The following is a 25,927-nucleotide window of genomic DNA, read 5'->3' as shown; positions in this document are numbered from 1 at the left end:
AGTCGTGACGGATAACGTTTAACCATAACAATTAGAGACTTCCAGCATGACCACAAACAGTGAACTAACGCTCGAACAGCAACAGGAACAGGTTCGTATTGACCTAGCCGCCATGTTTCGCTTAACCAATATGTTTGGTTGGGACGATACTATCTGGAATCATATTACTGCCCGAGTACCCGGCTCTGAGCACCACTTCTATATGCACTGCTTTGGTCTTAACTATGAAGAGGTAACAGCCTCTAACCTGATTAAGGTTGACGAAGAAGGTAATGTATTAGAAGGCCCTAGCGATGTGAACACCGCGGGTTTTATCATCCATGGCGCTATTCACCTGAGCGAACAGCATCGAAACAATAAGTTCGTGTTTCACGCTCATCCAAAATCTTGTACCGCGGCCACCGCCTTTAAAGAGCTACCCTTTCTAATTCAGGATTCTTCCATGCTCTATGGGAAAGTGGGCTTTCATGATTGGGAAGGCTTATCAGTCGATCCTGACGAGCGCCATCGCATCGCTGAAAACATGGGTAGCAACAGCTGTCTGATTATGCGTAATCACGGCTTTTTGACCGTTGGTGAAACCGCAGGCGAATGTTTCATGAACATGTACTACCTCATTCGCACCTGTGAAGTCGCACTGCAAGCAACGGCTTCTGGTTTCGAACTTGAATATGGTGATCCTGCCTTGTGGGCTCTCGCATCGAAGCAATATGAAGCGTTTTCGCCAGGTAAGTATGAATGGCCAGCTCTACTGCGCAAGTGCGACCGGGCAGATCCATCATACAAGTTCTGAGTCATCTTCCATGACACAGCATGATGTTTTACGGGCAGATGAAAACAGCCGTCTGCCCTTAAATAGCTAAATTCACAGGCATAGAACAATGAAAATAGGCTTTATCGGACTGGGCAACATGGGCTCAGGCATGGCAGCTAATCTGCTGAAGTATTGTCAATCTAATGCGTTTGAGCTATTCGTATTGGACCTTAACCCAACAGTGGTGGATCACTTTGTTGGCAAGGGGGCTTCTGCGGGCGAAACGGTCAAAAAGATTGCCCAACAATGCGATCTGATTTTTACCTCGCTACCAAGCTCAGTACAGGTGAATCAAATCGCCTTCGGTAGCGAAGGCATTCTCGAAAATGCACTACCCGGCGCTACCTGGATTGAAACCAGCACTAATGAATTAGCAGAATGGGAAAAGGTACGTAATGCCGCGCCTGCCGATCTAACTCTTATTGATGGCCCCGTGACCGGCGGATCAGAAGGTGCCGCCGCAGGCACCCTGACCATGTTGCTGGGTATTGATGAGCCGGTGTTAGAACAATGGGCACCACTACTTCACGCCTTCACTAAGAAAGCTGTTCGCATGGGGCCTGCCGGTGCCGGTTATGTAACAAAGTTAGCCCAGTTACACCTGAATTATCTGGTCGCACAAGGGATCGGCGAAGCATTGATGATGGGCGCGAAAGCCCAGCTTGATCTGGCAGTACTGCATAATGTTTTACAAAGCAGCTGTGCACAAAGCTACGTCGTCGATAATTATATTCCTAAAGTGCTGGATGGTAGTTATGACCAATCCTTCGCCTTGGGCCTAGCAACTAAAGACATGCGTCTCATCACCGAACTGGGAAGCCACCTCGGTATTGAGATGACCTTGGCCGATAAGGTCTATGCCACCTATCAAATAGCCACCGAAAAGTATGGCCCAGAAGTACCCCACCTGAGCGTTCTCAAATTAATTGAGGAACAATCGGCTCAACCGCTACGCAGCTAGCTTATCCAGCTGGCAGTCACCTGCCAGCTTCTTCTTCCTGAAAGCAAACTGGACTTATTCACACCTTCCTAAGATACTGACCTGACACTAACTTAGTTAATCTCAAAGCTAGATCAGTTGCCAAAAGACATTCAAGGCTGGTATGAATATAGAAAATCTCCGTGCATTTTTAGAAGTCACCATCACCGGTAGCTTTCAAAAAGCATCAGAAAACCTCCACATCACTCAGTCATCTGTGAGTGCGCGAATTAAAGCATTAGAATCTCACTTGAATAGGGAACTGTTCACCCGTAAACGCGATGGCGTCGCACTCAACAATGGCGGCAAAGTGTTTTACCCCTATGCCCTTTCAGTCATCAAAACTTGGCAACAGGCGCAACAAGAGGTTGCCCTGCCACCCAATATCGACGGTATTGTCAGCCTAGGGATTCCCGTTCACTACTGGAGCAAGCTTTATTCAGACTGGTTAGACTGGATGAATCTCAATGCAGCCGGTGTCGCGACTCGGATTCAATCAGACTATTCATCGTTTCTATTGCATGAATTGCGGGAGGGGCTATTAGATCTAGCACTGGTATTTGAACCACAACAGATACCCAATGTGCATTATGAAACACTGTTTTCTGAACCGTTGATTCTGGTTTCATCAGAACCTAGAGAGGTCGGTACTGGACAGGCCGACGGTTATATCTATGTTAACTGGGGGCATCAATTTCAAGAACAACATAACCGAGAGTACCCCGATGTCCCACACCACCGGATTACGCTGGCACTAGAATCACAGGCGCTGGAACAGATCCTCCAGCGTGGAGGCTCTGCCTACCTCGCCTTTTCAACCGTGCAGCCGCTTCTGCAACAAGGCCGGTTATATCAGGTAAAGGGCGCAACTGAGTTTAGCCTCACTATCAGCTTAGCCGTGGCGAACAATCGCCAAAACGAGGCGATTGTTCGCCAAGCCATCGAGGGACTGAAAGCAACGCCTTTTATCCAACAGTATGGGGCTGATCAACAGACTAACAACAGATCCAAAAACGGAGCTTAATCGCTCCGTTTTACGCTATTCTTAGGTCCACAAGTGGCTATTAATATAATCGTAATCGAAATTAAAACCGAGTCCCGGTGACTGCGGTATCGCAATATATCCGTCGTTTATCTGTATTTTCTCCTGATAGATCGGCGCAAACCAATCAACATGCTCAACGGAAATACAATTTGCACAGGAACCCGCAATACTGAGACTTTGTTCAGTAAATATATGGGTAGAAATAGGAATGTTGTAAGCAGATGCTAAAGCAGCCGTTTTACGATACTCACTCAAGCCACCGATGCGTTGTAAATCCGGCATCAGCACATCGACTGCTCCACTATCGAGGATATTCTTCATACCAAACCGTGTGTAATCAGTTTCGCCACTCGCCACGGGAATATTGATCGCATCTAAAACCCTCGCATGGCCTGTAAGATCATGGGCGGGTACCGGCTCTTCCAGCCAACCGATATTTAGGCTTTCCAACTGCCTTGCTAGCGAAATAGCCTTACGGGGGGTCAGTGACTGGTTTGCATCGGTGAGAATCTCGATATCATCACCAATAGCATCACGTAATGCGCTCGCCCTAGCTACATCCTCTTTAGGATTTTCTTTACCCAAACGCAACTTCATCGACCGGAATCCCTGATCGATAAAACCGTGCGCCTCTTCGATTAACTCATCAATACTCGCGGATAACCATAAACCACTGCTGGCATAGGTTTTCACCTTATCGCGACAGGCACCAAAGAGTTGATAAAGCGGCATGTTAGCCTGCTTACCTAACAGATCCCATAATGCGGTATCCAATGCAGAGATCGCCGAGATAGAAATGCCTTTTTGGCCTACAGGATTACAGTCATTCCACATGTCGCTCCAGATTTTTTCAACATACACTGGGTTCTGACCGATGAGAAATGGACTCAAACTACGAATCATCGCTTCAAATACGACCAAACGATCCTTGTTAAGTGTGAAAACATAGTTTTCCCCGACAAGCCCGGTATCTGTTTCGATCCTGACAACCACCACACCAACCGTTTCGGTTTTATGAATGGCCGTAATCAACGGCTTTTGCAGCGGAATCTCAACCTTCAATGTTTCAATATTCGTTATTTTCACATGCACTCCTGTCCTGTCAGCAACAGATTTATAGCTTTACTCAACTTTATTCCGGACAAAAATGACAAATACATACCCATCTGATCCTATAAACCGTAACCTTCAGGCCTGCCATTCCGGTAACATTGAAGCCATCCTAGAGCACCCCAGAACCCAACTGAAATTTATTCAATTTAACAACTTATTAAATAAATTTTATACCCACTGACTGAATAAAATAATTACTATAAAAATCAAACAGTTACGAATACCTCCTCATTGCTCATAAATTCTATTTAAAATCTTTGAAAGAATTATAAATTTAACAAGCACCTCGCTATCGCTCTAGTATCAGTATCAGAGGTTTTCGGATCCATCGAATACATATCTCTTATGTTAGTGAACCCTTGGCACACTCACTGAACCTAGATAAAAATAATCCAAGTAAGGGTATATAGAATGAAAAAATCGTTTATAGCTGCCGCAGCACTTATGGCTAGTACTTCTATTATGTCTTCATCTGTCTATGCCCAATGCGGTGAAGTCAGTATTAGTGAGATGAACTGGTCATCTTCCCAGTTAGTAACGTCCGTCTCTAAGTTTCTGATGGAACAAGGTTATGGTTGCACCGTACAAACCGTACCGACGTCAACAGTGCCGTCGGTTACCTCCATTGCTGAAACCGGCAAACCGGACATAGTCACCGAGCTGTGGCTCAATTCAGTGCCTCTGTATACCGAACTTGAACAACAAGGCAAAGTGCTCACCGCCACAGAGGTCATCTCTGACGGCGGCAAAGATGCTTGGTGGGTACCTCAATACTTAGTGGACCAGTATCCACAGCTATCAACCATCGATGGCGTTCTCGCTAATCCAGAACTCGTTGGCGGCAAGTTTCACAACGCCCCCGATGGCTGGGGACTTCGCATCATTAACGATAATTTGATTAAGGCCTTCGATTTTGCCGGCCACGGTATGGAGGTATTTAATCATGGTTCAGGGGAAACATTGGCAGCAGCTATCGCATCCGCGAACGAAGCCAAAGAACCTATCTTCGTCTACTACTGGGCACCCACCGCTGTACTAGGAAAATACCCCATGGTCGCTGTGGATTTGGGACCGTTCGACGCCGACGCATACAAATGCGCTGAATCAAAAGATTGTGCAACCCCTCAAAAAACGTCTATTAAGGCGGGAACCGTTATCACGGGGGTAACGACTGATTTCGCCACCCGAGAGCCGGATATTTATGAACTAATGAAACATATTAGTTTTACTGGGGATGAAATGAATCAACTGCTCGCATGGCAAGAAGAGAACAAATCCTCAGTAGAAGAAGCGGCTGTCTATTTCATTACTACACAGCAAGATAAATGGTCTTCTTGGATCAATGATGATGCTCGCGCAAAACTCACTGCGCTGCTGAATTAAAGTATTCTATTCATGGAATCCGCTACAGCAAGGGATTCCATTTTCTGACGACATGGGTAATTCATTGTGCATTACATTGCATGCTTTATAGATGAGCATAGCCAAGCACAATAGATGTTACCGAGTATTAAAAATAAAACAGGAATAACGTTATGGCATTTTATGACTCGATGTTTAGCACATTGGGGTTGCAGGACTGGTGCGGCACCACCAAGCAAGACGGTCCCATGACCATGGCCCAATTACTGGCTAAAAGTAACAAGACCAGTGAGGCAGATACTTCGTTATGGGATATGCCTTTTCCTTCATTAGATAATTTGCATGCAGCCTGTAGTGCGATTCCCCGCACCCGCGATATGACTAACGGTGTAGAGCAGTTTTTTCTGAGCATCAAAAGCAGCCTACAGTTTGTGTTAGACCCCTTAACGCAGCCTCTTAGCTGGCTTCTCGATGGCACCCTCTGGCTTTTTGTTGCGACACCATGGTGGTTATTGATCAGCCTAACCATCTTAGCCGTTTATTTTACAACACGCTCAAAGGGCGCCCCTTTACTCGTCGCTATTACCTGGTTATTTCTCGCCTTTATCGATCACTACACCTATGCGGTACAAACGATGGCGATCATCTTTATCTGTACCGGTTTGAGCGTGCTCATAGGCGTGCCCATAGGGATCGCAATGTCAAAGTATGATCGACTACAGAAGTCAGCAATTCCTGTATTAGATATGCTGCAAACACTACCTACTTTCGTTTATCTGATCCCCTTAATCTTTCTCTTTAGCGTGACCGAATCCAAACTCTACGGTATTGCGATTATTCTCTATGCCATCGTCCCTGTGGTTCGTCTAACGGATTTAGGCATCCGCTTGGTCGATCAAGATATTATCGAAGCGGCCAATGCCTTCGGCATGACAGCACGGCAGAAACTATTAAATGTTGAGCTGCCCCTCGCGTTGCCCACCATTATGGCCGGCGTCAATCAAACCATCATGATGTCATTAGCGATGGTGGTTATCGCCTCATTAGTCTCTGCACCTGGCTTAGGCGTCCTCGTATTGCGTGGTATTAACAATCTAGAATTAGGCGTTGGGTTGGTATCTGGCTTCTGTATTGTCATTCTTGCCATTCTCTTAGATCGCGTCAGCAAAGCAGCACTGGCTCGCGTTAACGTTTCTCACAATAGCCACTGAGGCAAACCAAAATGACTAAGATGATTAAAGTATCGATTAAAAATCTATACAAAATTTTTGGCCCTGCCCCCCAAACAGCACTTGAGTTTGCGAAACAGGGCGTTGAAAAAAATGAATTAATGGAAAAACACGGCCATGTCATGGGCCTTAAAGATATCAACGTCGATATGAAAGACGGTGATATTACGGTAATTATGGGATTATCAGGCTCTGGCAAGTCGACCCTGATCCGTCACTTCAATCGATTGATTGAACCAACGGACGGACAGATTCTGATTGATGGTGTTGATGTGATGACACTGTCTGACGATGATCTCCGCAAAATGAGACAAACGGATATGTCGATGGTGTTCCAGAAGTTCGCCTTACTGCCTCATAAAACGGTGCTCGAAAATGCGGGCACCGCCTTAAGAATCCGCGGTATTAGCGCCAATGAAGCGGATGTTGAAGCGATAAAATGGCTTGACCGCGTTGGTTTATCCGGATTTGAAAATCACTATCCAAGCCAACTCTCGGGGGGCATGCAACAACGTGTTGGTATTGCGCGAGCGTTGACCTCCAATGCAGCGGTGATGCTGATGGATGAGGCCTTCTCGGCACTGGATCCCCTGATTCGTACTGATATGCAAGATTTGTTACTCGAATTACAGAAGGAGCTACATAAAACCATTATCTTTATCAGTCATGATTTGGATGAAGCGTTAAAGCTTGCTGACCATCTGGTCATTTTGAAAGATGGTGAAGTGATACAACAAGGAGAGCCACAGGCGATTCTGCTCAACCCCGCAGACCCTTACATTGAAAATTTCGTCAGTGATATCAACCGAGCTAGAGTGCTGCGGGTTCGTTCAGTTATGCACCCGCTAGCTGAACCATCCATTAAAACCGTAGGCCAAGTTGATTACAATGACACACTGGAAAGCGTTATCTCTCACTCAGATGGCGATACAAACAAAGTGTATCAGGTAATGAAAGACGAACAGGCCATCGGGACTATCTGCATGAAAGACCTCGTTAGAGCACTGGTGCCTCGAACACCTTCAGATGAAGGCACTCAGGCAGCCTAAACAAAGGTTAGGATAAGCTCTGATGCAAGGAAGACTCAGGGCTTACTTTTATCCATCCATATGAATATTGCTGATTTGACGTGTTAGCTCATCGGCAAAACAGCGAATCGCTTCACTTCCTTCACCGGGTATGCGGTGTAACTCAACTTCGATATTACCCAGATCCGGCAAACCCTCATTGGGTTTAATAATGCGCCACTCTTCTTTTACCAATGATTCCGATGCGGCCGAGATAGCAAGGCCATTAGAAATAGCGATATCAAACCCAGTAACGCCCTGGCACTCAAACGAAACAAACCAATCCTTACCCGCTTGATTAAGCTTATCCACAATATTTTTGCGATAAGTACAGCCCTGTTCATAGAGTGCAAGCGGGAGGGGACGATTCATATCGAGTTGGTAATCTTTAGCGGCCACCCAGCAAATTTTTTCTCTACGGATCAGCTCACCACCCGACTCATCTAGATGCCGAGTAACAAGAATAAGATCGAGGTCACCAAGGTGTAAGCTATTGTATAAATTATGGCTGTCATCATTTTTAATCTGTATGCGAATCTTAGGGAATCGATGGATAAACTGTCGCAGTACATTCTGTATAAACGCCCGAGCATAGCCATCTGGAATACCAAATCGAACTACCCCAGTGATCTCTTCATCACTGACAGCATTAAACGCTTCCTCAGATAACTTAAGAATTCGACGGGCATAAGAGAGAAGAATTTCACCTTCGCGCGTCAAGGTAAATTGGTTATAGCTGCGGTTGAGCAGTTGCTTGCCCATCCCCTCTTCCAGTTTCTTCAACTGAATACTGATCGCCGCCTGAGTTCGGTGCAATGAGGCGGCCGCTTTGGTAATACTTCTCGCATCTACAATCGCGACAAAGGTCGCTAACTGATTAAAATCTAGCCGTTTCATATACCAACCTTTCGTTATGTTACATGCAGCCAACAATGTAACATTTGACTAACTCATTATTATTTTAAAGCGTCGATAACTGTAGATTATTCGATCGTATTTATCGTCCATTGTCGCTGCTTTATAACTAGCGTTGGTTTGCACCTAGTAAGCCGATCTACAGGCACTACTCAAGCACAAACCACTGACCACAGCTCTGTACGGCGAAGACCCCATTATGTTCCTCTGCCAAATCTGCCAGCTGATAGAAAACATTACGATTGAGTCGTCCCTCCATCCCGTAACGCACCATCAGATAGGGAGCCGGCTCATCATCCGTGCCGGGCACCGTTTCCACCCGCAAAGGGTGTTCCGCTGAGGCGATCACCTCATCATCCGTGGATGAGGTAAACACTAACTCCTGCCCTTGCGGCCCCTGACGGACATCCAGCCGAGTAAAAAAGAACGGCACATCTTCAACCTGTATACCCACTTTCTCCACCGGCGTGACTAAAAAATAACGATCTCCTTCGCGCCATAAAATCGTCGAGAATAGCTTAACCATGGCTGGACGTTTAATCTCACCGCCTTCATGAATCCAACGTCCATCGCGGGTGATCTGTATATCTAGATCACCTGAAAACTCAGGCTTCCAAAGATGTACCGGTGGCAAAGAACGCTTTTCTTGAGGTTCATTTCCCAACTGTTGCTGAAGGGATGCCAGATCCAGTTTTTTTTCGCTCACGAGGGCTCCTTGACTATCTGAAACAGGGTTATCGGTATTGTATTTCAGTTGACATTAAATCGGCTCATATTGACTGTATTAAATTTCACCTTATAACTTAAACATATGAACATCATTCATTGTTAGAATAGATGGTACTTAAAAAGCAAAGATTCAACCAGTCCAATAACACGTCACTGATAAGACGGTTTGGGCTTAAGCCCCTGATACATGCACTAGTGTAAACACTAACGGATACCCACATGAGCGACTCAAAACTGAAACAGAAATTCGCCGACCCATCTCGCGGCGTCTATTTTATTGGCACCACCCCGCCGAAGTCTTCTGTTTCTATGGCACAGGTATCCGATATAGGCGACAAACTACTCGAACGTCTAGGCAAGATCGATTTTGACGGGCTCATTGTGTATGACATTCAGGATGAGAGCAGCCGCATCGATAAACCCCGCCCGTTCCCCTTTATGAATACCCATGACCCACGGGACTATTCTGCCATCCTGCGGGAAAAATCTGGTCGCCCAGTCATCACCTACAAAAGTGTTTCCCAGCGTAGCCGCGAAGAGTTTGATGAATGGCTCGATCGGGCCTGGTGTCCCCATGGTGTCCGGGATTTGGTACTGGTCGGCAGTCCCTCATCAGAGGGTGAGATCAAACTCCCCTTGTCGCAAGCCTACGCGACAATGAAAGAACATAGCCTCAACTTTAATTTAGGCGGGGTAACCATCGCAGAGCGTCATGCGAGCAAAGGCGACGAACATCTTCGACTCTTAGAGAAAAGCGCCCAAGGCTGCGAGTTTTTCGTTTCACAAGCGGTATACAACCCACAGGCAACCATTGATCTGCTCAGCTCCTATGCCCGTGAATGCAAAGAGCGTGGCCTAACACCAAAACGCATCATTCTTACCTTTACGCCCTGCGGTAGCGCAAAAACACTGGAATTTATGGAATGGCTCGGCATCTCAGTCCCCCAAGCAACCTGCCATCGCATTCTCGATGCGCATAACCCACTGGGAGAATCGATCCGTATCTGCCGCAACAATCTCGATCAGATTCTTGAAGCCTGTGGCGGCCTAGGTATTCCTCTGGGGCTGAACATCGAAAGTTTGACCAACCGAAAAGAAGAGATCGACGCGGCGATCCGGCTTTATAAACTACTCAAAGCCACATTGGATTTGAAACTCGCTGAATTAGAGCTTTGATCGTGTCTCCTCCTACGCCACAACCGTAGGAGGTACGCCCTGTGCTGATATCGCTTTCAGCTATTAAGCCAACCGCTATCACCACTTAGAATCACAGCGCCTTCGCCCCCTCTGGCGCCCCTGCAGATTCTGTCGCAACCTCGGCCTTACCGACTTTCAACTGTTCTAGCACCTCTTGCATCTGCTGGTATTTCTCCGGCGACCAGATGATTTTACGTTGCTGAAAGTCGATTTTATATTGGCCACCACCGAGGATATCCATACCTAAAAGGCCATCAAAGGCTTGCTGACCGGTCGTTTCAATCACCGCGGTGGATTTATTTTCAATACGATAGGGACCGAGTTCTAACCGGTCAAACACCACTCGTTCGGTTTTAATAATGCCGCCACCGGCCACCTGTGCATAACTGGAGTTGCGGCTGGCGATATTCAGTGAACTGACCCCTTCACGGTGTAGCACGGTCATGCTGGCGCCGGTATCGAGCAGTAGATGCAGACTGGCTTTACGTCCGCCCCATACAACATCGACCGGCACCAATACTTGGTTGCCGATAATTCTCACTGGGGTTGTCATTTTCTCGATGGTTTGTTCTAACTTACGAATCTGTTGTTTACGCTGAAACGCATTACTGGTCTGTTGCCGACTTTCCTGACTGGCCTGTTTTTCCGCGTCGGTACGCTGTTCTGTGGTAATTGTCTGACTTTTTTGACGATACTGAGGGGGGATTTTATGTGGGCTATCAACATAGACTTTGCGGCCATTGCCATCGGTATAATGAAAAATTTCCGCAACAGCCATGGATGAAAACGGTGTAATCAAGCAAAGCATACAAGATAAGGCATAGAAGGATCTGCGCATCGAACCGACTCTCTGTTATTGCATCACCGGCACCTTGCCGTTATATGATGGCTCAATTCCAAAACTGATAAATCCCATTTAACAGGAAAACCGCAACAATCGCTAGAAACAGCAACATGAAGCGCATCATCATGCAGAATCTACACACTCTCTTTCGTTTTGGCTTGCTCATCTTACCCGCCCGCCAACTTCACGGTATAGCCCTGCTTTTCGAGTAGCTGTTTTAGTTTTTCCCGATGATCACCCTGTATTTCGATGATACCATCCTTTAGCGAGCCACCCGTGCCACACTGCTGTTTGAGTGTTTTTGCCAGCGCCTTGAGTGCTTTTTCAGCCAGCGGAATACCACTAATCGTGGTGACCCCCTTACCTTTACGACCAGAGGTTTCTCGACGGATGCGAATAACACCATCGAGGCCTTCCAGACGCTGCTGATCAGCCAGCTGATCGCAGATACATTGATCGACCGCTTCTTTACATCCCGGACACAATTGACCTTTTTCAGTCGAAAAGACGAGGCCACTTAACTGATCACGCATTGACACAACGCTATCCCTTTTTCATTTACTGAGTGTAGCTTAGTTAACAGACATACCACCGATCTGGCGAGCCAGATAAGCCGCGTAATTATCAGTCATCCCGCCGATAAAATCGAGTACCCGCATATAAGAGGGATAAAGAGGCCATTCCGGTTCTGGGCTATGTATACCCATCAGACTAATGATCTTTTCACTGCGATAGCTCAGTTGCTCAGCGCTCTGGGTATGTTGCTCATAGGCCGCGGCACAAAAAGCATCTAATAGCCCACCGAGGGTACTGTAAGCACCGACTTCAAGTTCAGCTTTACGGTTATCGGGAAAGACCCGTTCACGGGCGATCGTTTTCGCCCTTTCCAACCCTTCGCGCACGCCGGGATCGCCATCCGCCAGTAGCTCGCCGGTATATTCACCCGCCATAATCGCAGAAAGATTTGCCATAAAGGCTGATACCGTCGATTCGACCATATTTTCCATCGCCATCCCCCGCAAAGCCGATATCTTTCGGCGGGCTGAGGCTTGGGTAAAAAAGATCTGATCTTCATAGTTAAGATCACCGCAAATTTGCAGCATGATCGGTTTAATATCATCAAAGCCGAGAATATTCAGCTCGATGGCATCTTCAAGGTCGAGTATGGCATAGCAAATATCATCGGCGGCCTCCACCAAGAAAGCCAGTGGATGGCGACACCAAAAATCTTCACCTAATTTAACTAAGCCTAGTTCACGCCCCAGAGAGTTTAGAATCTCACGTTCAGTGCCAAAGCAGCTAAACTTGCCTTTCTTACCCGCCCTTTCAACAGTCCAAGGGTATTTCAACAGGGTACCGAGGGTGGGATAGGTGAGTCTAAGGCCGCCATCAAACAGATGATTTTCGATGCGTGTCACCACGCGAAAACCCTGCGCGTTACCTTCAAAGGTTTGCAGGTCTAATAGCTCTGTGGCAGAGAGACCTTCGAGGTAGTGTTTAGGCGCTTTATGCTTAAACCAATCACGAATCGCGTACTCACCGGCATGACCAAAAGGCGGGTTACCAATATCGTGTGCTAAACAGGCCGACTGCACAATGGTGCCAAGATCATGGGGGCTGATCCACTCAGGTAGTTGATCCTGCAACAACTCCCCTACGCGAATACCGAGACTCCGCCCAAGGCTGCCCACCTCAATACTATGGGTTAGGCGGGTATGAATATGATCATTAAGGGATAAAGGATGCACCTGCGTTTTACGCCCTAAACGGCGAAACGCGCTGGAGAAAACAATACGGTCATGATCTTTATGGAAATGACTCCTACCCACCTCTTTCGGGGTTAGATATTCATGACCATAACGCTTGGTTGTCAGTAACTTATCCCACTCCATCTTTTCGACCCATCCATTAATGTTAGTGCCAGTGTGCGATATCACCCCGCGCAAATCAATCGATACTGAAGGCTTGCACAACTCTACACTCTAGACCACTTTTGCTGATCCTCGCCTAGGCATCAAAATATGTATTCCATCTGATCTGTTATACCCTGTGAAAAGTACTGTCATGTCATATAAGCACCGGTGCATAAAGGTCTCAGCGATGCCTAAAGAGCATCATTCAGCTTAATCGATGCTCGGTCAGCTGAACGTTTTTACAGGCCTATCATGATGCTCGATGCCTTCCGCCTGAAACCGTCCAACTCAGCCTTAAATCCCCCGAAACCATCAGCGAATCTTAATAGCAACTCAGATCACCGACTATCCGCGCCATCTCACCCTTAGCCAACTGAATTTAACCGAATAGCATTCCACTACATCATCGATAATGCGACAATTTGCCACATTCAGATCCCCGTCCGGATCGGTGACAATTCACCCCAGAGGAAAGCCCCATCAATGGCGTATACAGACAGTGTAAAAAGCACACCAAATTACCTTTACCTAATACTACTGGTGGGATTTATTGTCGCGGTTTGGTTAGGAACATCCATTTTCAGTCTACCCGCGAAGGATAAGGATGCGGTGGCGAGTCAGTGCGACCTAAACCTGCAGCGTTGTACGGTACAGATAGGCGAGGCGACGTTATCACTGGATATTATGCCGCGGCCCATCAAATCGATGACACCGCTCAGCTATCAAGTACATATCTACGGCGTTGAGACCAGCAGCGTATTGATCAACCTACAGGGTAGCGAGATGTTTATGGGGATTAATCAAACAGCGTTGACCGCGGTAGAAGGTCAGCCAGGCAGCTTTACAGGAGCAGGCCAATTAGCCGTTTGCACCACCGGTGAGATGCTATGGCGCTTAACCGTTTCAGCAGACACCACCGCTGGGCCACTCAACACATTGTTTGAATTTAGAGCGAAATAATGGCAAATAACCTGACGACACTACGTAACCTATTACTTCTGACACTCGTGCTACTGGCCGGTATTGTCACTGCTTATCTGTTAACCCCACAACCAAACAACGCCGCGGGCACTGCCCTACTGAAAAAGCTCGGTGGGGACTTCACTCTGCAAAGCGAAGAGGGTGACATTTCACTGCATGACTTTAAAGGCAAAGTGGTGATGCTCTACATAGGTTATACCCACTGTCCAGATGTTTGCCCAACCTCCCTCGCTATCATCGCCCAAACGATGAAAAACCTAGATAGCGATCAACAAAAACAGGTTCAGCCTATCTTTATGAGTGTCGATCCAGAACGTGATACGCCAAAGCATCTAGCGGAATATAGCCACTTCTTTCACCCTTCAATTATCGGCGCCACAAGCGATCGGGATAACATTGATAATATCGTTGCTCAGTATGGTGCTTTCTACCGTATCGTCGATATGCAAGATTCCGCTATGGGCTATGCCATCGATCACTCATCACGAATTTATATGATCAATAAACAAGGTGAATTAGCCAAGGCTCTTCCCCACGGCACACCTCCCGATCAAGTTATCGCTGAAATTCAAACCTTACTTTGACAGGCAGCGCGGGACATTGATCCAACGATTACCTTAAACCTCGACTGACAAATACAGTTGTACAGAAAACCGTAATGAACATAGGACTGTTATGAAAAAACTATTGACGCTAGTTGCTGCACTGACGTTATCTGCTTCGGCTTTTGCCGAGGTAACGGTGGATCAACCTTATGCCCGCTTGGTACCGCCTGGGCAACCGAATAGCGCCGCCTTTATGACACTAAAAAACAACAGTAACGAAGAGGTGTCCTTGGTATCGGCCGCCTCCTCAGTCGCGAAGGTGGTAGAGCTCCATACCCACATCCATGATAACGGGGTGATGAAAATGCGTCAGGTGCCGAAAATCACCTTACAGCCTAATGGCGAAGTCGCATTAAAACCGGGTGGCTTACACATCATGCTGATCGGCCTTGAACATAACCTTGCGAAAGACGAGATGATCGACCTGACGCTTAACTTCAGTGATGGCAGCTCTGAACAACTCGACATTCCGGTGATGGACGTTATGGCCGGCATGAGCAATATGAAGATGCATCACGATATGAAAAAAGATATGCCTGATCAGTAAACCTCTGATCAGCAAAAAAGGCCTGTGGGTAACTTATCCGCAGGCCTTTTTTATTTGGCAAACATTAATGGGTAAAACTAATAACTCATTAATTCAATCGAGCCTTTAATAGTGGATTGAGAATGTAGTTTAATATTGTTCGCTTCCCACCTAAGATATCAACCTGAGCAATCATTCCAGGACGAATAGGTAACATAACGCCTTCTTTTTCTAAATAATTTTTAGTGGTATGCACTAATATTTGATAATAAAACTCTTTACCTTGCGCGGTTTCTTCTTCTATCGTATCCGGACTGATCTGCACGACCTCTCCTTCTAAGTCTCCATAAATAGTGTAATCATAAGCCGTTATTTTAATTTTTGCAGGCATACCCGGAGCTAAAAAAGCGATATCTTTTGGTTTAATTTTGGCTTCGATAACCAGTTGTTCATCAATAGGGAGCACCTTCATAATGGCCTCGCCCGGTTGAACAATCCCTCCCTTGGTAGTGACTAAAATATCATTCACCATGCCTCTTACCGGTGATTTAATGACTGTACGTAAAAGCTGATCCTTTTTCTGTACCAGTTTTTCAGTCAATGCATTTAGTTCAGCTTTTTTCTGGGTCAGTTCGGCATAAGCATCTTGCATATAACCTTTATTGGTTCCTACTATCTGGCCATTAAGATCTTCGACCTCTTTATCGAGACGAAGTTGTTCCATCTGACTCACCGCACCATCGGCCACCAAGGGGCGTATAATTTTTAACTCATCCCTAACAAGCGACATTTTATGTCTTAAGGAAGCAATCGTTTGTTGTTTCTTTTCTCTTCTGGCCTCAAAAAACGATGTTTCGACAGCAATATCCTTACTATCAATCAATTGATCTTCTGGAAAAGTGACCTGGCTATGATTCTGCACCTCGGCTTCTAATCGTGCGATAGAGGCTCTTAATGATGAAGATTGGCTCTCCCCTTCCCTATAAGCGGAAAAGAAACGTGTTTTATCCAGCTCGATTAGCGGCTGGCCAGCCTCAACCATCTCGCCTTCATGCACCAGAAGCTTATCAATAATCCCACCCTCTAAGCTTTGAATCAGCTGTAACCGGCTGGATGGAATAATACGCCCATCTCCTCGAGTCACTTCATCGATCTTTGCAAAAGCAGCCCAAACAATAAAGATAATAACGACGAAGCAGCATAACCAGAGTGCCGGACGTACCTTAGAAGCACCTTTTGCGCCTTTTAGTCTATCGAGTTCCAACATATCAAGACGCCTTATTAACAACCTGCTGTTTCATTAAATCTTCAAACGTACCATCCATGTGGATTTTACCATTCGCTAATACAATGCCTCTATCGCCTAAGACCAGCATTTTTCGTTTGTGGGTTGCCATAATTAATGTACGGCCTTTTAACCAGGTCTGTAAAAATCGGATAACGTTTTCTTCGGTCGACTGATCAAACGCGGCGGTCGGCTCATCGAGTAGAACAATTTTGGGGTCTTGCAAAATAAGGCGTGCCAAGCCAACGGCCTGCCGTTGCCCACCCGACAAACTACGGTTACTTAAAATAGGCAGGTCTAACCCTTGGGGATGAGCCCGAACAGCCACGCCTAGACCAATCGCATCGAGTACTTCATAAAGAACGTCATCGTCATAAATATTACCGCTCAACAATAAGTTATCACGGAGCGAGCCATGAAAAAGGGCAACATCTTGTGGTAAATAACCAATATTTTTCTGTCGATCTGCTGGGTCCAACTGAGACATCGCAATATGATCGAGTAGAAAGGTGCCTTCTTGGATATCTTCCAACCCCGACAACACCCGCAAAAGAGTCGATTTACCAGCCCCATTACTACCCAACAAGATAACTCGGCTACCCGCCGTAATATTTAATTTGGCGATATTCAGTGCCGGCGGTGCATCAGGATTGTAATGTAGTTTAACGCCCTCTAGCTGGTAATCACCCACAAGTGTTTCTTTACGTGCAAACTGACGCCCCAAAGGTCTTTCAATCGGGGCTTTCATCAGGTCGTTCAAGCCCTCCAACGCAACCTTGACATGTTGCCAACGCACTAACACCCCAGTCATCTGATTGACTGGTGCGATAGTCCGTGAAGCGAGCATCGTACAAGCAATGAGTCCACCAATGGTTAACTCCCCACTACTGATTAAATAAACACCAACCACCACAACCGCAACATAACAGAGCTGCTGAACCATTGATGCGCCCTGATTCAAAAAGGAGGATAGTCGTCTCAGTTTAATATTATCGCTGGCCAGCTTGTTGGATAAGTTATCCCATAACCTTAGATTTCTGCCTTCGGCCTTAATCGCCTTAACACTTTCTAAGTTCTCAATAACCTCAAGCATTAGTCCATATTTAACCGCCCCTTCACGGATATTTTCACGTGACAATGCCGCTAATTTACCCTGCATTAATAGACTCGGTAATAACATCAAAACGATGGCGACTAAGGGCACCCAAACAATAGGGCCACCCAAATAACCAATCAGTAATAGAAATAAAAATATAAAGGGAAAATCACTAATCGTACTTGCCGTGGACGAGGTAAAAAATTCACGCACGCTTTCAAACTCTCGAAGCTGACTAGAAAAAGCGCCTGTAGATCGAGGTTTAGCAGATAAACGAATCTGCAACACCCGATTAAACAGTGCCGATGACAGTTCAAGGTCTAATTTTTTACCGGTCATATCTAACAGATGTGTTCGCAATAAGCGTAAGACAAAATCCAGCACAATCGCCAGTACTACCCCTGATGCCAAGACAAATAGCGTATCAAACGCATCATTTGGTACCACGCGGTCATACACTTGCAATGCGAATAATGAGGTAGCCACCGTCAAACAGTTAGCCACCAATGATGCGGCACCGACTTCTAGATAGGTTGGCCAACAGGCTTTTAAGCTATCTTTTAACCAATGCTTCTGTTTCGCTTGAGCAAAATTTTCAGCCCGATTATCAGCGACATACTCAGGCTTCCCTATGATCAAAACGCCACTATAAAGTGCTTCTAATTGATCAATACTGAGTTCTACTTTTCCGCCGCTCTCATTCTCTAACACCGTCGCCATCGCTTGTTTCAGCTCAAGCAGAATGAGGCCATCATGATCATGAGTAATTAAGATAACAGGGAAATGTATTTCGCTGAGGTCATTCAGATCCATTGCCGTGACTTTCGCACTCAGACCGACCCGCTTAAGCGCACGACTGATATGCTCGATGGGCAATCGCCCTTCTTCAAGCGGAAAGCCATCGGCTAATTCGGATTCTGTCGTACTACGGCCAAACAACGCACTGTAGCGAACTAAACTCTGTCTTAACTTATCCTGTTTAACTTTTTTAAAAGCAAAGCGACGAGCGGTCCCCGGTGAACCTTGCGACTCACTCACCTTGTTAGTATCCATTAATTTAAAGCCGTATTTTTTTGCTCAATCAATAACTCAGGAAGAATGCCCAACGCTGAAGCGCTCCGATAAGGCAATCGATAAGATTCAATAATATTATTGACCAGCTGACTGATTAACTCGTAATTTTCCCTCTCTACACTCAGCAACTCTTCAATGGTACGCAGACCTGCATTAAATTGAGCTTGATAGGTATGTATGAGTATTTTTGTTTGTTGCAGCTGCTCTTTAATGGCATTTTGCTGATGATATAACGCGGTAACACTCTCTTTATTTGAGTAGATATCACGTTCCATTTCTAAAGCAACCGAATCTAGATTCCATTGGGCCGCCTCAACTTGAATACGCTGCATATCGGTGCGTTTAAAGTTAGAAAGCCCCTGTCCAAGCTCCATTTGAAACCTGACCGCGACCGAGGAATCATCCGTTAATTCACCATCGATTTCCCGCCGCTGTGCCTGCGCCTGCAACACCAAGTTAGGCCGTTCTGCCGCTTGTGCTGTTTGTACATTCGCCACTGCAATATACAAATCCTCTCTGGCTTCCATATATTTCGGAGATGCATCAATAAGTTTTTTAATACTCTCCTCATTGGGAAGCTTATCAATCAGACGGTCGTTCATCTCGGTTAACAGAGGCAGATCGGTCGGCTGACGATGAAGCAGATTCATATAACGCCACTCTGCATCTTTGAGTTCACCCGTCAGAAATGCTTGTTGTTGCCCAGCATAACTAATCGCCTGTCTCACTCGGCTTAACTCGGCTCGATCACTAAAATTACCTCGCATTCGTTTTTCAGCAAGAGATAATATTTTTTTTAATCGTTCCGTATAATCACCGACGAGTGTTAATTGTTTATTGGCGAGCGCTATGTCTAAAGAGGCTTCAATAACCTCTAAAGACACATCGGAACGCACCATTAACAGCGAGTAGATTTTCTGTTTCATCTGAGCAGTTGCAACATCAACCTTACTGTCAGTTTCACCCCAGTCATAGAGCATTTGCGTTAAAGCAAGGTCATAACCAAGCTCGCTTAAGCCATTTTCAGGCCCCGCTGAAATGCTAAGGGAAGGCCAATAGCCGCCTTCTTCAACTTCAATATTGACCTTTGCACTATTGAGTTCCGCCACCGCTGCATGCACTCTAGGGTTTAGGCTTAACCCCAGATTGACAAGATCAGCCAATGCGGTCTTCTCCTCTTGTTCAGAAAAAGCAGGAGAAGACAAACATGCACTTGCCAATATTAACGCAACACTAGAAAAGCGTTTAAACGCTGACATTGACGTCATCATCGATATAAAGCGTTGTTGAACCTAATGAATACTCTGAATAGATAACACTATCGAGTGTCACACTTCCCTCTAAAGCACCACCCAAGATTTGAACCGTATCTGTATCGTTACCATTAATGATCAGTTCGTCATCAACATCCGTTAGCTCTTTGACCGCTTGCTCTGTCAACGTAAGCGTATTGGCAGTCTCGTCTTCCGTAAATGCCAGCTTCTCAATATTGGTGACTGATCCCAATGTATTAGAACTGAAATCAAGGTTAAGATTTGTTGGCAGAACAAGCGTATCTGTCCCATCACCACCATCTATTGATGTAAAACCAGCACCTAGTAGGTAGATCGAGTCATCGCCCTCACCAGCATTAATCGTATCGGCACCAACACCGTCAATAATGACATCATCACCCGCACCAGCATCAATAATGTCATCACCAGACCCTCCCCTAATGAGGTCATCTCCGGAGCCGCCACTAATAACATCATTATCACCGTAGCCATAAATATGGAGATCATCGGTTTCAGATGAATAATCGAGTAGATCTTGATTATCGGTTCCTTCAACCACTGAAGCGTCATTATCAAACAGTAGCCCCTCAGCTACATTAATATCAACCAAATTACCCAGCGATTCAGAACTACTTTCGCCCAAGCTATCGGTCGCGGTAAGGGTGATATTATTAAGCACCTCGGCTCGCAAATCTAAAGACAACACACCCGCGAGTAAGCTTAGATTATCGTACATATTTAATGTTGATAACAGTTCATTAATCGCTTCGTTATCAATATCACCACCATCGATTGCGGTTATCGTTAATGTCGATGAAGCACCCAGAAGTCCCAGTACACCCGTGTCATTAACAACCTCAACCTTAAGTCCCAGTTCTGATGCTAACCGGTCTGACACCGCTAAGTTCAGTGGCGCTAAATTAATACTAATCGGTGCTTGATAATCAATTTCAACACTTTGTAAGTTTCCTTCCAAATCAAACACCGTGACATCCTGACCACTAAAGTCCAGTACGCCCAAAGCACTCACACCCGCGATACCGCCTAAAGCACTAGAGTCTGCTTGAATAGTGGGTGCGGTATTGTTAGCCACCGTATCGGAATCAGGGGCTGCACTGGAGCTTTCAAAATCCACCCGAGTGGTATCTGTATCCCCATCACCATCGACTAATTCAACATCAACGGTAGTGGTTCCACCCAGCAGATCACTATCGACATCGGCATCATCAACTAAAAGGTTACCCTGCGCTAGCAGTGACTCAATAACATCCTGATCACTCGTTAAACTACCGACTAGATCAACGCCCTGAATGACAATACTTTGTTGTGCATCAAGCTCATTAAAACCATCCCGGAAGCCACCGGTTGTGTGTAGATAAACAATGGTATCCGCACCGTTATAAACAAAGTGTAAGTAGTTGGCTAAATTACCCGCGTTAGAGGTGCCAATTTTACCTTCGCCCTCAAGCACACCGCTGAAGTCCAACAGATCACCACCGGAACTGACGGGGCTATTATCAAAATCGGTGATCACATCTGTAAACGCATCGACTGCACTGCCGGTATCACCCTCTTCCCAGCGGAAAACGTCAGAACCCGAGCCTCCCGTTAGCGTATCACTCCCTAAGCCGCCAACTAGAATATCATTCCCAGTACCGCCATTTAACACATCATCGCCGCGACCACCACGCAGAATATCAGCACCTTGACCGCCATTAAGCGTGTCATCACCGTCATAACCGTATAGGCGATCTGATTCGGTGGTTCCATCGATGGAATTCCCGGTGCTATCACCCTCAAAAAGATCACTCGAAGCTGCATCAACATTTAGTACCGATAAATCGAGTAGGTCTCCTGACGTCTCTATTACCGTCTTATTTAAAGAATCAGTTACCTCGATACTCAATGAGGATATAGCGTCCAAATCCAATAGCGTTTGGTTATTACGATACACTGTCCCTAAAAACTCATTAATAATCTGATTATCGATAGTGCCGCCATCCAAAGCCTCAATGGTAATAGAAGCCCCTGCACCAAGGCTCAGTAGATTAATGTCCTTGGTCGTAACGGATAAACCAAACTCAGTAGCAAGCGCTTGTGAATATTCGAAACTAATTGAACCTAATGCGACAGTTATCCCCGACGTTTCTATAGCTACCTTAGTAATATCGTTATTAACATCGTTAACAGAAAAAGCCTGTGAACCACTTAGATTGATGAGGTTTAGTGCATCAGCACCAACGAGTCCGAGTAGTGCACTTTTGTCGCCAAGAGCCGCCGTCGGTGCTTCTTGAACCTCAGGGTCAACAACAGCCACACCCGTCGTGGTATAGCTATAATCTCCTGCCGCAAGATCAACCGTTATGCTCTCGCCTTTAATCGTATTAATAACTAATGTTTGCGTAGCCGCATCAAAATCACTCGCATTGAAATTGAGTACCAAGTCGGATCCACCATAAGTACTCACGCTATTTGTGTCTACGTCGTACTCAAATGTATAGCCATCAATGGTAATGCTCGATACGCTCGTACCATCGACACTAGCCTCCTCCACAAAACTACCGGATACCGGCGTGTTAATATTCGTGATTGTAAACTGTGTATAGGCTTTAGCGACGGGTACATCATCCACCACATCGATAATGATACGACCATCAGAACTGCTATTTCCGGCTTGATCGTCCACTTGAATAGCAAACTCCAGCGCTAACGAATCACTTCCTAACTGCGAATGATCTAAAGGCTGCTGCAGATTAAACTGATAGCTTCCATCTGTATTTACTTCTAAGGTTGCAACAACACCCGTTGCTGTCGATCCAGTATAGATATTCTGACCGGTGGCTTGATCAACGTTCAATACCCAACTGACCGGCTCGCCACCTGATGTAACAGCATCGCCTGTCAGGCTAACCGATACAGAATCTAAAGACTCATTGATAACCAGTTGGCCATTAACAGCGCTGTTAAGTTCAGAACCCTCATCAACCGGCTTTATCTGATCAACGATGACGGGGGCGGTGGCATCAAGGGTGCTGGTATCCGTTAAGTTGCCCGTGTTACCCGCGAGATCCGTCACCGCCATCGTGACGGTAATGTCACCATCGCTCAGGCTGGTGATGTCTTGACCACTGATGGTCAACACACCACTAGCATCCACACTCACATCGGCACTATCAACTAACAGGGTAGTTGTCCCATCACTTAAGGTGACGTTACCTACCACACCGCCGGTTTCAATTTGACCACTCAGTGTTACAGACAGTGCTTCAGCGGCATTAATCAAGTCATCATCAAAGGCAATACTGTTGAGCCCGTCGCCATTCGTTGGCGCGCTGGCATCAATAACTTCGGTGCCTGGCGCCCCGGTATTACCCGCTTCATCGGTTGCGGTGGCGCTCACTTCAACACCATTGGCTATCGGTGTCGTCGGCGTCGCACTCCAGTCTCCACTCGCATCGGCATTCGCAGTCAGGTCCGTCAGGCCATCGCCATCAAGATCAATATTGACCGTGCTATTCGCTTCGGCGGTACCCGTTAATACCGTCCCATTACTCGGATCAATGATCGGCGCGGCAGGTGCCGTGGCATCAAGGGTACTAGTCGCGGTTAAGTCACCCACATTACCGTCAGAATCAGTCACGACAATCGTTGCAGTAATTTTACCATCGCTCAGGCTGGTGATGTCTTGACCACTGATGCTCAACACACCACTGGCATCCACACTCACATCGGCACTATCAACCAACAGAGTATTTGTCCCATCACTTAAGGTGACATTACCTACCATAGCGCCGGTTTCAATCTGGCCACTCAGGGTGACACTCAAGGCTTCCGCCGCATTAATCAAGTCATCATCAAAGATAATGCTATTGAGTCCATCGCCATTATCTGGCGCGCTGGCATCAATAATTTCGGTGCCTGGCGCTCCCGTATTACCCGCCTCATCGGTCGCGGTAGCACTCACTTCAACACCATTGGCAATCGGCGTAGACGGAGTGACACTCCAATCACCATCAGCATCCGCATGGGTTGTTAGATCAGTATGACCATCACCATCAATATCGATATTAACCGTGCTATTTGCTTCGGCGGTACCGCTAAGCTCAAAACCCGCACTCGGGTCAATAATTGGCGCCGCTGGTGCAGTCGCATCGAGAACACTGGTGTTAGTTAGGCTCCCGCTATTGCCAACAGCATCGGTAACCTTCATGGTGACGATAATTTCACCATCGCTCAGGCTGGTGATGTCTTGTCCACTGATGGTCAACACACCACTAGCATCCACACTCACATCGGCACTATCAACCAATAGCGTGGTGGTGCCATCAGTCAAGCTAATCGCCCCTAACACACCGCCAGCTTCAACCTGGCCACTCAGGGTAACGCTTGAGGCTTCCGCCGCATTAATCAAGTCATCATCAAAGACAATACTGTTGCTACCGTCGCCATTCGTTGGCGCGCTGGCATCAATAATTTTGGTGCCTGGCGCTCCGGTATTACCCGCTTCATCGGTTGCGGTAGCACTCACTTCAACACCATTGGCAATCGGTGTCGTCGGCGTCGCACTCCAGTCACCGCTCGCATCGGCATTCGCGGTCAGATCCGTGAGGCCATCGCCATCAAGATCAATATTGACCGTGCTATTCGCTTCGGCAGTACCGGTTAATACCGTCCCATTACTCGGATCAATGATCGGCGCAGCCGGTGCAGTCGCATCCAGAGTGCTGGTATCCGTTAAGTTGCCCGTGTTACCGGCGAGATCCGTCACCGCCATCGTGACGGTAATGTCACCATCGCTCAGGCTTGTTATATCTTGTCCACTGATGGTCAGTACACCATTCGCAGCCACACTCACATCGGCACTATCAACCAATAGCGTGGTGGTGCCATCAGTCAAGCTAATAGCCCCTAACACACCGTCGGCTTCAATCTGGCCACTCAGGGTAACGCTTGAGGCCTCCGCCGCATTAATCAAGTCATCATCAAAGACAATACTGTTACTACCGTCGCCATTCGTTGGGGCGATCGCATCGATAATCACAGTACCTGGGCCACTAGTATTACCGGCCTCATCGGTCGCGGTAGCACTCACCTCAACACCATCAGCAATCGGTGTCGTCGGCGTCGCACTCCAGTCTCCACTCGCATCGGCAGTCGTTGTCAGATCGGTCTGGCCATCGCCGTCGATATCAATATTGACCGTGCTATTCGCTTCGGCGGTACCGGTTAATTCCGTCCCATTACTCGGATCGATGATCGGCGCAGCCGGTGCAGTCGCATCCAGAGTACTGGTATCCGTTAAGTTACCCGTGTTACCGGCAAGATCCGTCACTGCCATCGTGACGGTAATGTCACCATCGCTCAGGCTGGTGATGTCTTGACCACTGACGGTCAACACACCACTGGCATCCACACTCACATCGGCACTATCAACCAATAGCGTGGTGGTGCCATCCGTCAAGCTAATCGCCCCTAACACACCGCCGGCTTCAACCTGGCCACTCAGAGTAACGCTTGAGGCTTCCGCTGCATTAATCAAGTCATCATCAAAGACGATACTGTTGCTACCGTCGCCATTCATTGGGGCGATCGCATCGATAATCACAGTACCTGGGCCACTAGTATTACCTGCCTCATCGGTCGCGGTAGCACTCACCTCAACACCATCAGCAATCGGTGTCGTCGGCGTCGCACTCCAGTCACCGCTCGCATCGGCGTTCGCAGTCAGGTCCGTCAGGCCATCACCATCGAGATCAATATTGACCGTGCTATTCGCTTCGGCGGTACCGGTTAATTCCGTCCCATTACTCGGATCGATGATCGGCGCCGCCGGTGCAGTCGCATCCAGAGTACTGGTATCCGTTAAGTTGCCCGTGTTA

The 25,927-nt window shown here is 46.9% G+C and carries 20 protein-coding genes; 10 read left to right on the top strand and 10 right to left on the bottom strand.

Going from position 1 to position 25,927, the window contains the following annotated elements; all coding sequences use genetic code 11:
• The first annotated feature begins 46 nt into the window (after nt 1-46).
• From EH243_RS06695 to EH243_RS06685, 3 genes are all read left to right on the top strand, one after another.
• Nucleotides 47-793: a class II aldolase/adducin family protein gene (locus EH243_RS06695; RefSeq protein ID WP_126157877.1), complete on the top strand. Its 747-nt coding sequence runs from the start codon at nt 47-49 to the stop codon at nt 791-793.
• 88 nt (nt 794-881) lie between these two features.
• On the top strand, nt 882-1,775 hold the full coding sequence (locus tag EH243_RS06690; protein WP_126157876.1) for an NAD(P)-dependent oxidoreductase: 894 nt from the start codon (nt 882-884) through the stop codon (nt 1,773-1,775).
• A 142-nt stretch (nt 1,776-1,917) separates the two neighbouring features.
• A complete protein-coding gene (locus tag EH243_RS06685) occupies nt 1,918-2,817 on the top strand; it encodes a LysR family transcriptional regulator (RefSeq protein WP_126157875.1) in 900 nt (299 codons plus the stop codon).
• 21 nt (nt 2,818-2,838) lie between these two features.
• Here the strand turns inward: EH243_RS06685 and EH243_RS06680 are convergent, their stop codons facing one another.
• Entirely contained in the window at nt 2,839-3,924 is a 1,086-nt protein-coding gene (locus EH243_RS06680; RefSeq protein ID WP_126157874.1) for a mandelate racemase/muconate lactonizing enzyme family protein, read from the bottom strand.
• A 438-nt stretch (nt 3,925-4,362) separates the two neighbouring features.
• Here EH243_RS06680 and EH243_RS06675 point away from each other — a divergent pair, with 438 nt between their 5' ends.
• The 3 genes from EH243_RS06675 to EH243_RS06665 all read left to right on the top strand — a co-directional run bounded on the left by EH243_RS06675 (nt 4,363) and on the right by EH243_RS06665 (nt 7,591).
• Nucleotides 4,363-5,334, top strand: coding sequence for a glycine betaine ABC transporter substrate-binding protein (locus tag EH243_RS06675; protein WP_126157873.1), 972 nt, complete (start codon nt 4,363-4,365; stop codon nt 5,332-5,334).
• Nucleotides 5,335-5,486: 152 nt separating this feature from the next.
• Nucleotides 5,487-6,524 carry an ABC transporter permease gene (locus EH243_RS06670; protein ID WP_126157872.1) on the top strand — a complete coding sequence of 346 codons (1,038 nt, stop codon included), beginning with the start codon at nt 5,487-5,489 and terminating at the stop codon, nt 6,522-6,524.
• A gap of 11 nt (nt 6,525-6,535) precedes the next feature.
• Nucleotides 6,536-7,591, top strand: a complete 1,056-nt coding sequence (locus EH243_RS06665) for a quaternary amine ABC transporter ATP-binding protein (protein ID WP_126157871.1) — start codon at nt 6,536-6,538, stop codon at nt 7,589-7,591.
• Between the two features lie 48 nt (nt 7,592-7,639).
• On the opposite strand, the gene EH243_RS06660 is transcribed toward EH243_RS06665, so the two are convergent.
• Both EH243_RS06660 and EH243_RS06655 read right to left on the bottom strand, forming a co-directional pair.
• The gene (locus tag EH243_RS06660; RefSeq protein ID WP_126157870.1) at nt 7,640-8,506 is read right to left on the bottom strand and encodes a LysR family transcriptional regulator; all 867 of its coding nucleotides are present in this window, start codon (nt 8,504-8,506) and stop codon (nt 7,640-7,642) included.
• Nucleotides 8,507-8,672: 166 nt separating this feature from the next.
• A complete protein-coding gene (locus EH243_RS06655) occupies nt 8,673-9,230 on the bottom strand; it encodes a DUF1285 domain-containing protein (protein WP_126157869.1) in 558 nt (185 codons plus the stop codon).
• A gap of 242 nt (nt 9,231-9,472) precedes the next feature.
• Between EH243_RS06655 and EH243_RS06650 the strand changes: the two genes are divergently transcribed.
• Entirely contained in the window at nt 9,473-10,429 is a 957-nt protein-coding gene (locus EH243_RS06650) for a methylenetetrahydrofolate reductase (RefSeq protein WP_126157868.1), read from the top strand.
• A gap of 91 nt (nt 10,430-10,520) precedes the next feature.
• Here the strand turns inward: EH243_RS06650 and EH243_RS06645 are convergent, their stop codons facing one another.
• The 3 genes from EH243_RS06645 to EH243_RS06635 all read right to left on the bottom strand — a co-directional run bounded on the left by EH243_RS06645 (nt 10,521) and on the right by EH243_RS06635 (nt 13,186).
• Nucleotides 10,521-11,258, bottom strand: a complete 738-nt coding sequence (locus EH243_RS06645) for an aspartyl protease family protein (RefSeq protein WP_277600703.1) — start codon at nt 11,256-11,258, stop codon at nt 10,521-10,523.
• 203 nt (nt 11,259-11,461) lie between these two features.
• Nucleotides 11,462-11,827, bottom strand: a complete 366-nt coding sequence (locus tag EH243_RS06640; protein WP_126157866.1) for a translation initiation factor Sui1 — start codon at nt 11,825-11,827, stop codon at nt 11,462-11,464.
• Between the two features lie 39 nt (nt 11,828-11,866).
• The gene (locus EH243_RS06635) at nt 11,867-13,186 is read right to left on the bottom strand and encodes a deoxyguanosinetriphosphate triphosphohydrolase (RefSeq protein WP_126157865.1); all 1,320 of its coding nucleotides are present in this window, start codon (nt 13,184-13,186) and stop codon (nt 11,867-11,869) included.
• Between the two features lie 504 nt (nt 13,187-13,690).
• On the opposite strand from EH243_RS06635, the gene EH243_RS06630 reads away from it, so the two are divergent.
• The 3 genes from EH243_RS06630 (at nt 13,691) to EH243_RS06620 (ending at nt 15,340) form a co-directional block, all read left to right on the top strand.
• On the top strand, nt 13,691-14,167 hold the full coding sequence (locus EH243_RS06630; RefSeq protein WP_126157864.1) for a hypothetical protein: 477 nt from the start codon (nt 13,691-13,693) through the stop codon (nt 14,165-14,167).
• Nucleotides 14,167-14,772 (top strand): SCO family protein, encoded by a 606-nt coding sequence (locus EH243_RS06625; RefSeq protein ID WP_126157863.1) that lies wholly within the window; start codon nt 14,167-14,169, stop codon nt 14,770-14,772. The genes EH243_RS06630 and EH243_RS06625 overlap by 1 nt, the downstream gene beginning before the upstream one ends.
• A gap of 91 nt (nt 14,773-14,863) precedes the next feature.
• Nucleotides 14,864-15,340, top strand: a complete 477-nt coding sequence (locus tag EH243_RS06620) for a copper chaperone PCu(A)C (RefSeq protein WP_126157862.1) — start codon at nt 14,864-14,866, stop codon at nt 15,338-15,340.
• A gap of 88 nt (nt 15,341-15,428) precedes the next feature.
• Here the strand turns inward: EH243_RS06620 and EH243_RS06615 are convergent, their stop codons facing one another.
• The 4 genes from EH243_RS06615 to EH243_RS06600 all read right to left on the bottom strand — a co-directional run.
• The gene (locus EH243_RS06615; protein WP_126157861.1) at nt 15,429-16,586 is read right to left on the bottom strand and encodes a beta-barrel domain-containing protein; all 1,158 of its coding nucleotides are present in this window, start codon (nt 16,584-16,586) and stop codon (nt 15,429-15,431) included.
• Between the two features lies 1 nt (nt 16,587).
• Nucleotides 16,588-18,753: a type I secretion system permease/ATPase gene (locus EH243_RS06610; RefSeq protein ID WP_126157860.1), complete on the bottom strand. Its 2,166-nt coding sequence runs from the start codon at nt 18,751-18,753 to the stop codon at nt 16,588-16,590.
• A complete protein-coding gene (locus tag EH243_RS06605) occupies nt 18,753-19,937 on the bottom strand; it encodes a TolC family protein (RefSeq protein ID WP_164549061.1) in 1,185 nt (394 codons plus the stop codon). Before EH243_RS06605 ends, EH243_RS06610 begins: the two co-directional genes overlap by 1 nt.
• An 82-nt stretch (nt 19,938-20,019) precedes the next feature.
• On the bottom strand, nt 20,020-25,927 hold a 5,908-nt coding region (locus EH243_RS06600; protein ID WP_241235011.1), incomplete at its 5' end, for an Ig-like domain-containing protein.

The organism is Amphritea opalescens (assembly GCF_003957515.1).
GTDB lineage: Bacteria > Pseudomonadota > Gammaproteobacteria > Pseudomonadales > Balneatricaceae > Amphritea > Amphritea opalescens.
The sequence above is the reverse complement of the archived record's forward strand: the minus strand, read 5'-3'. Positions and strand labels throughout refer to the sequence as shown.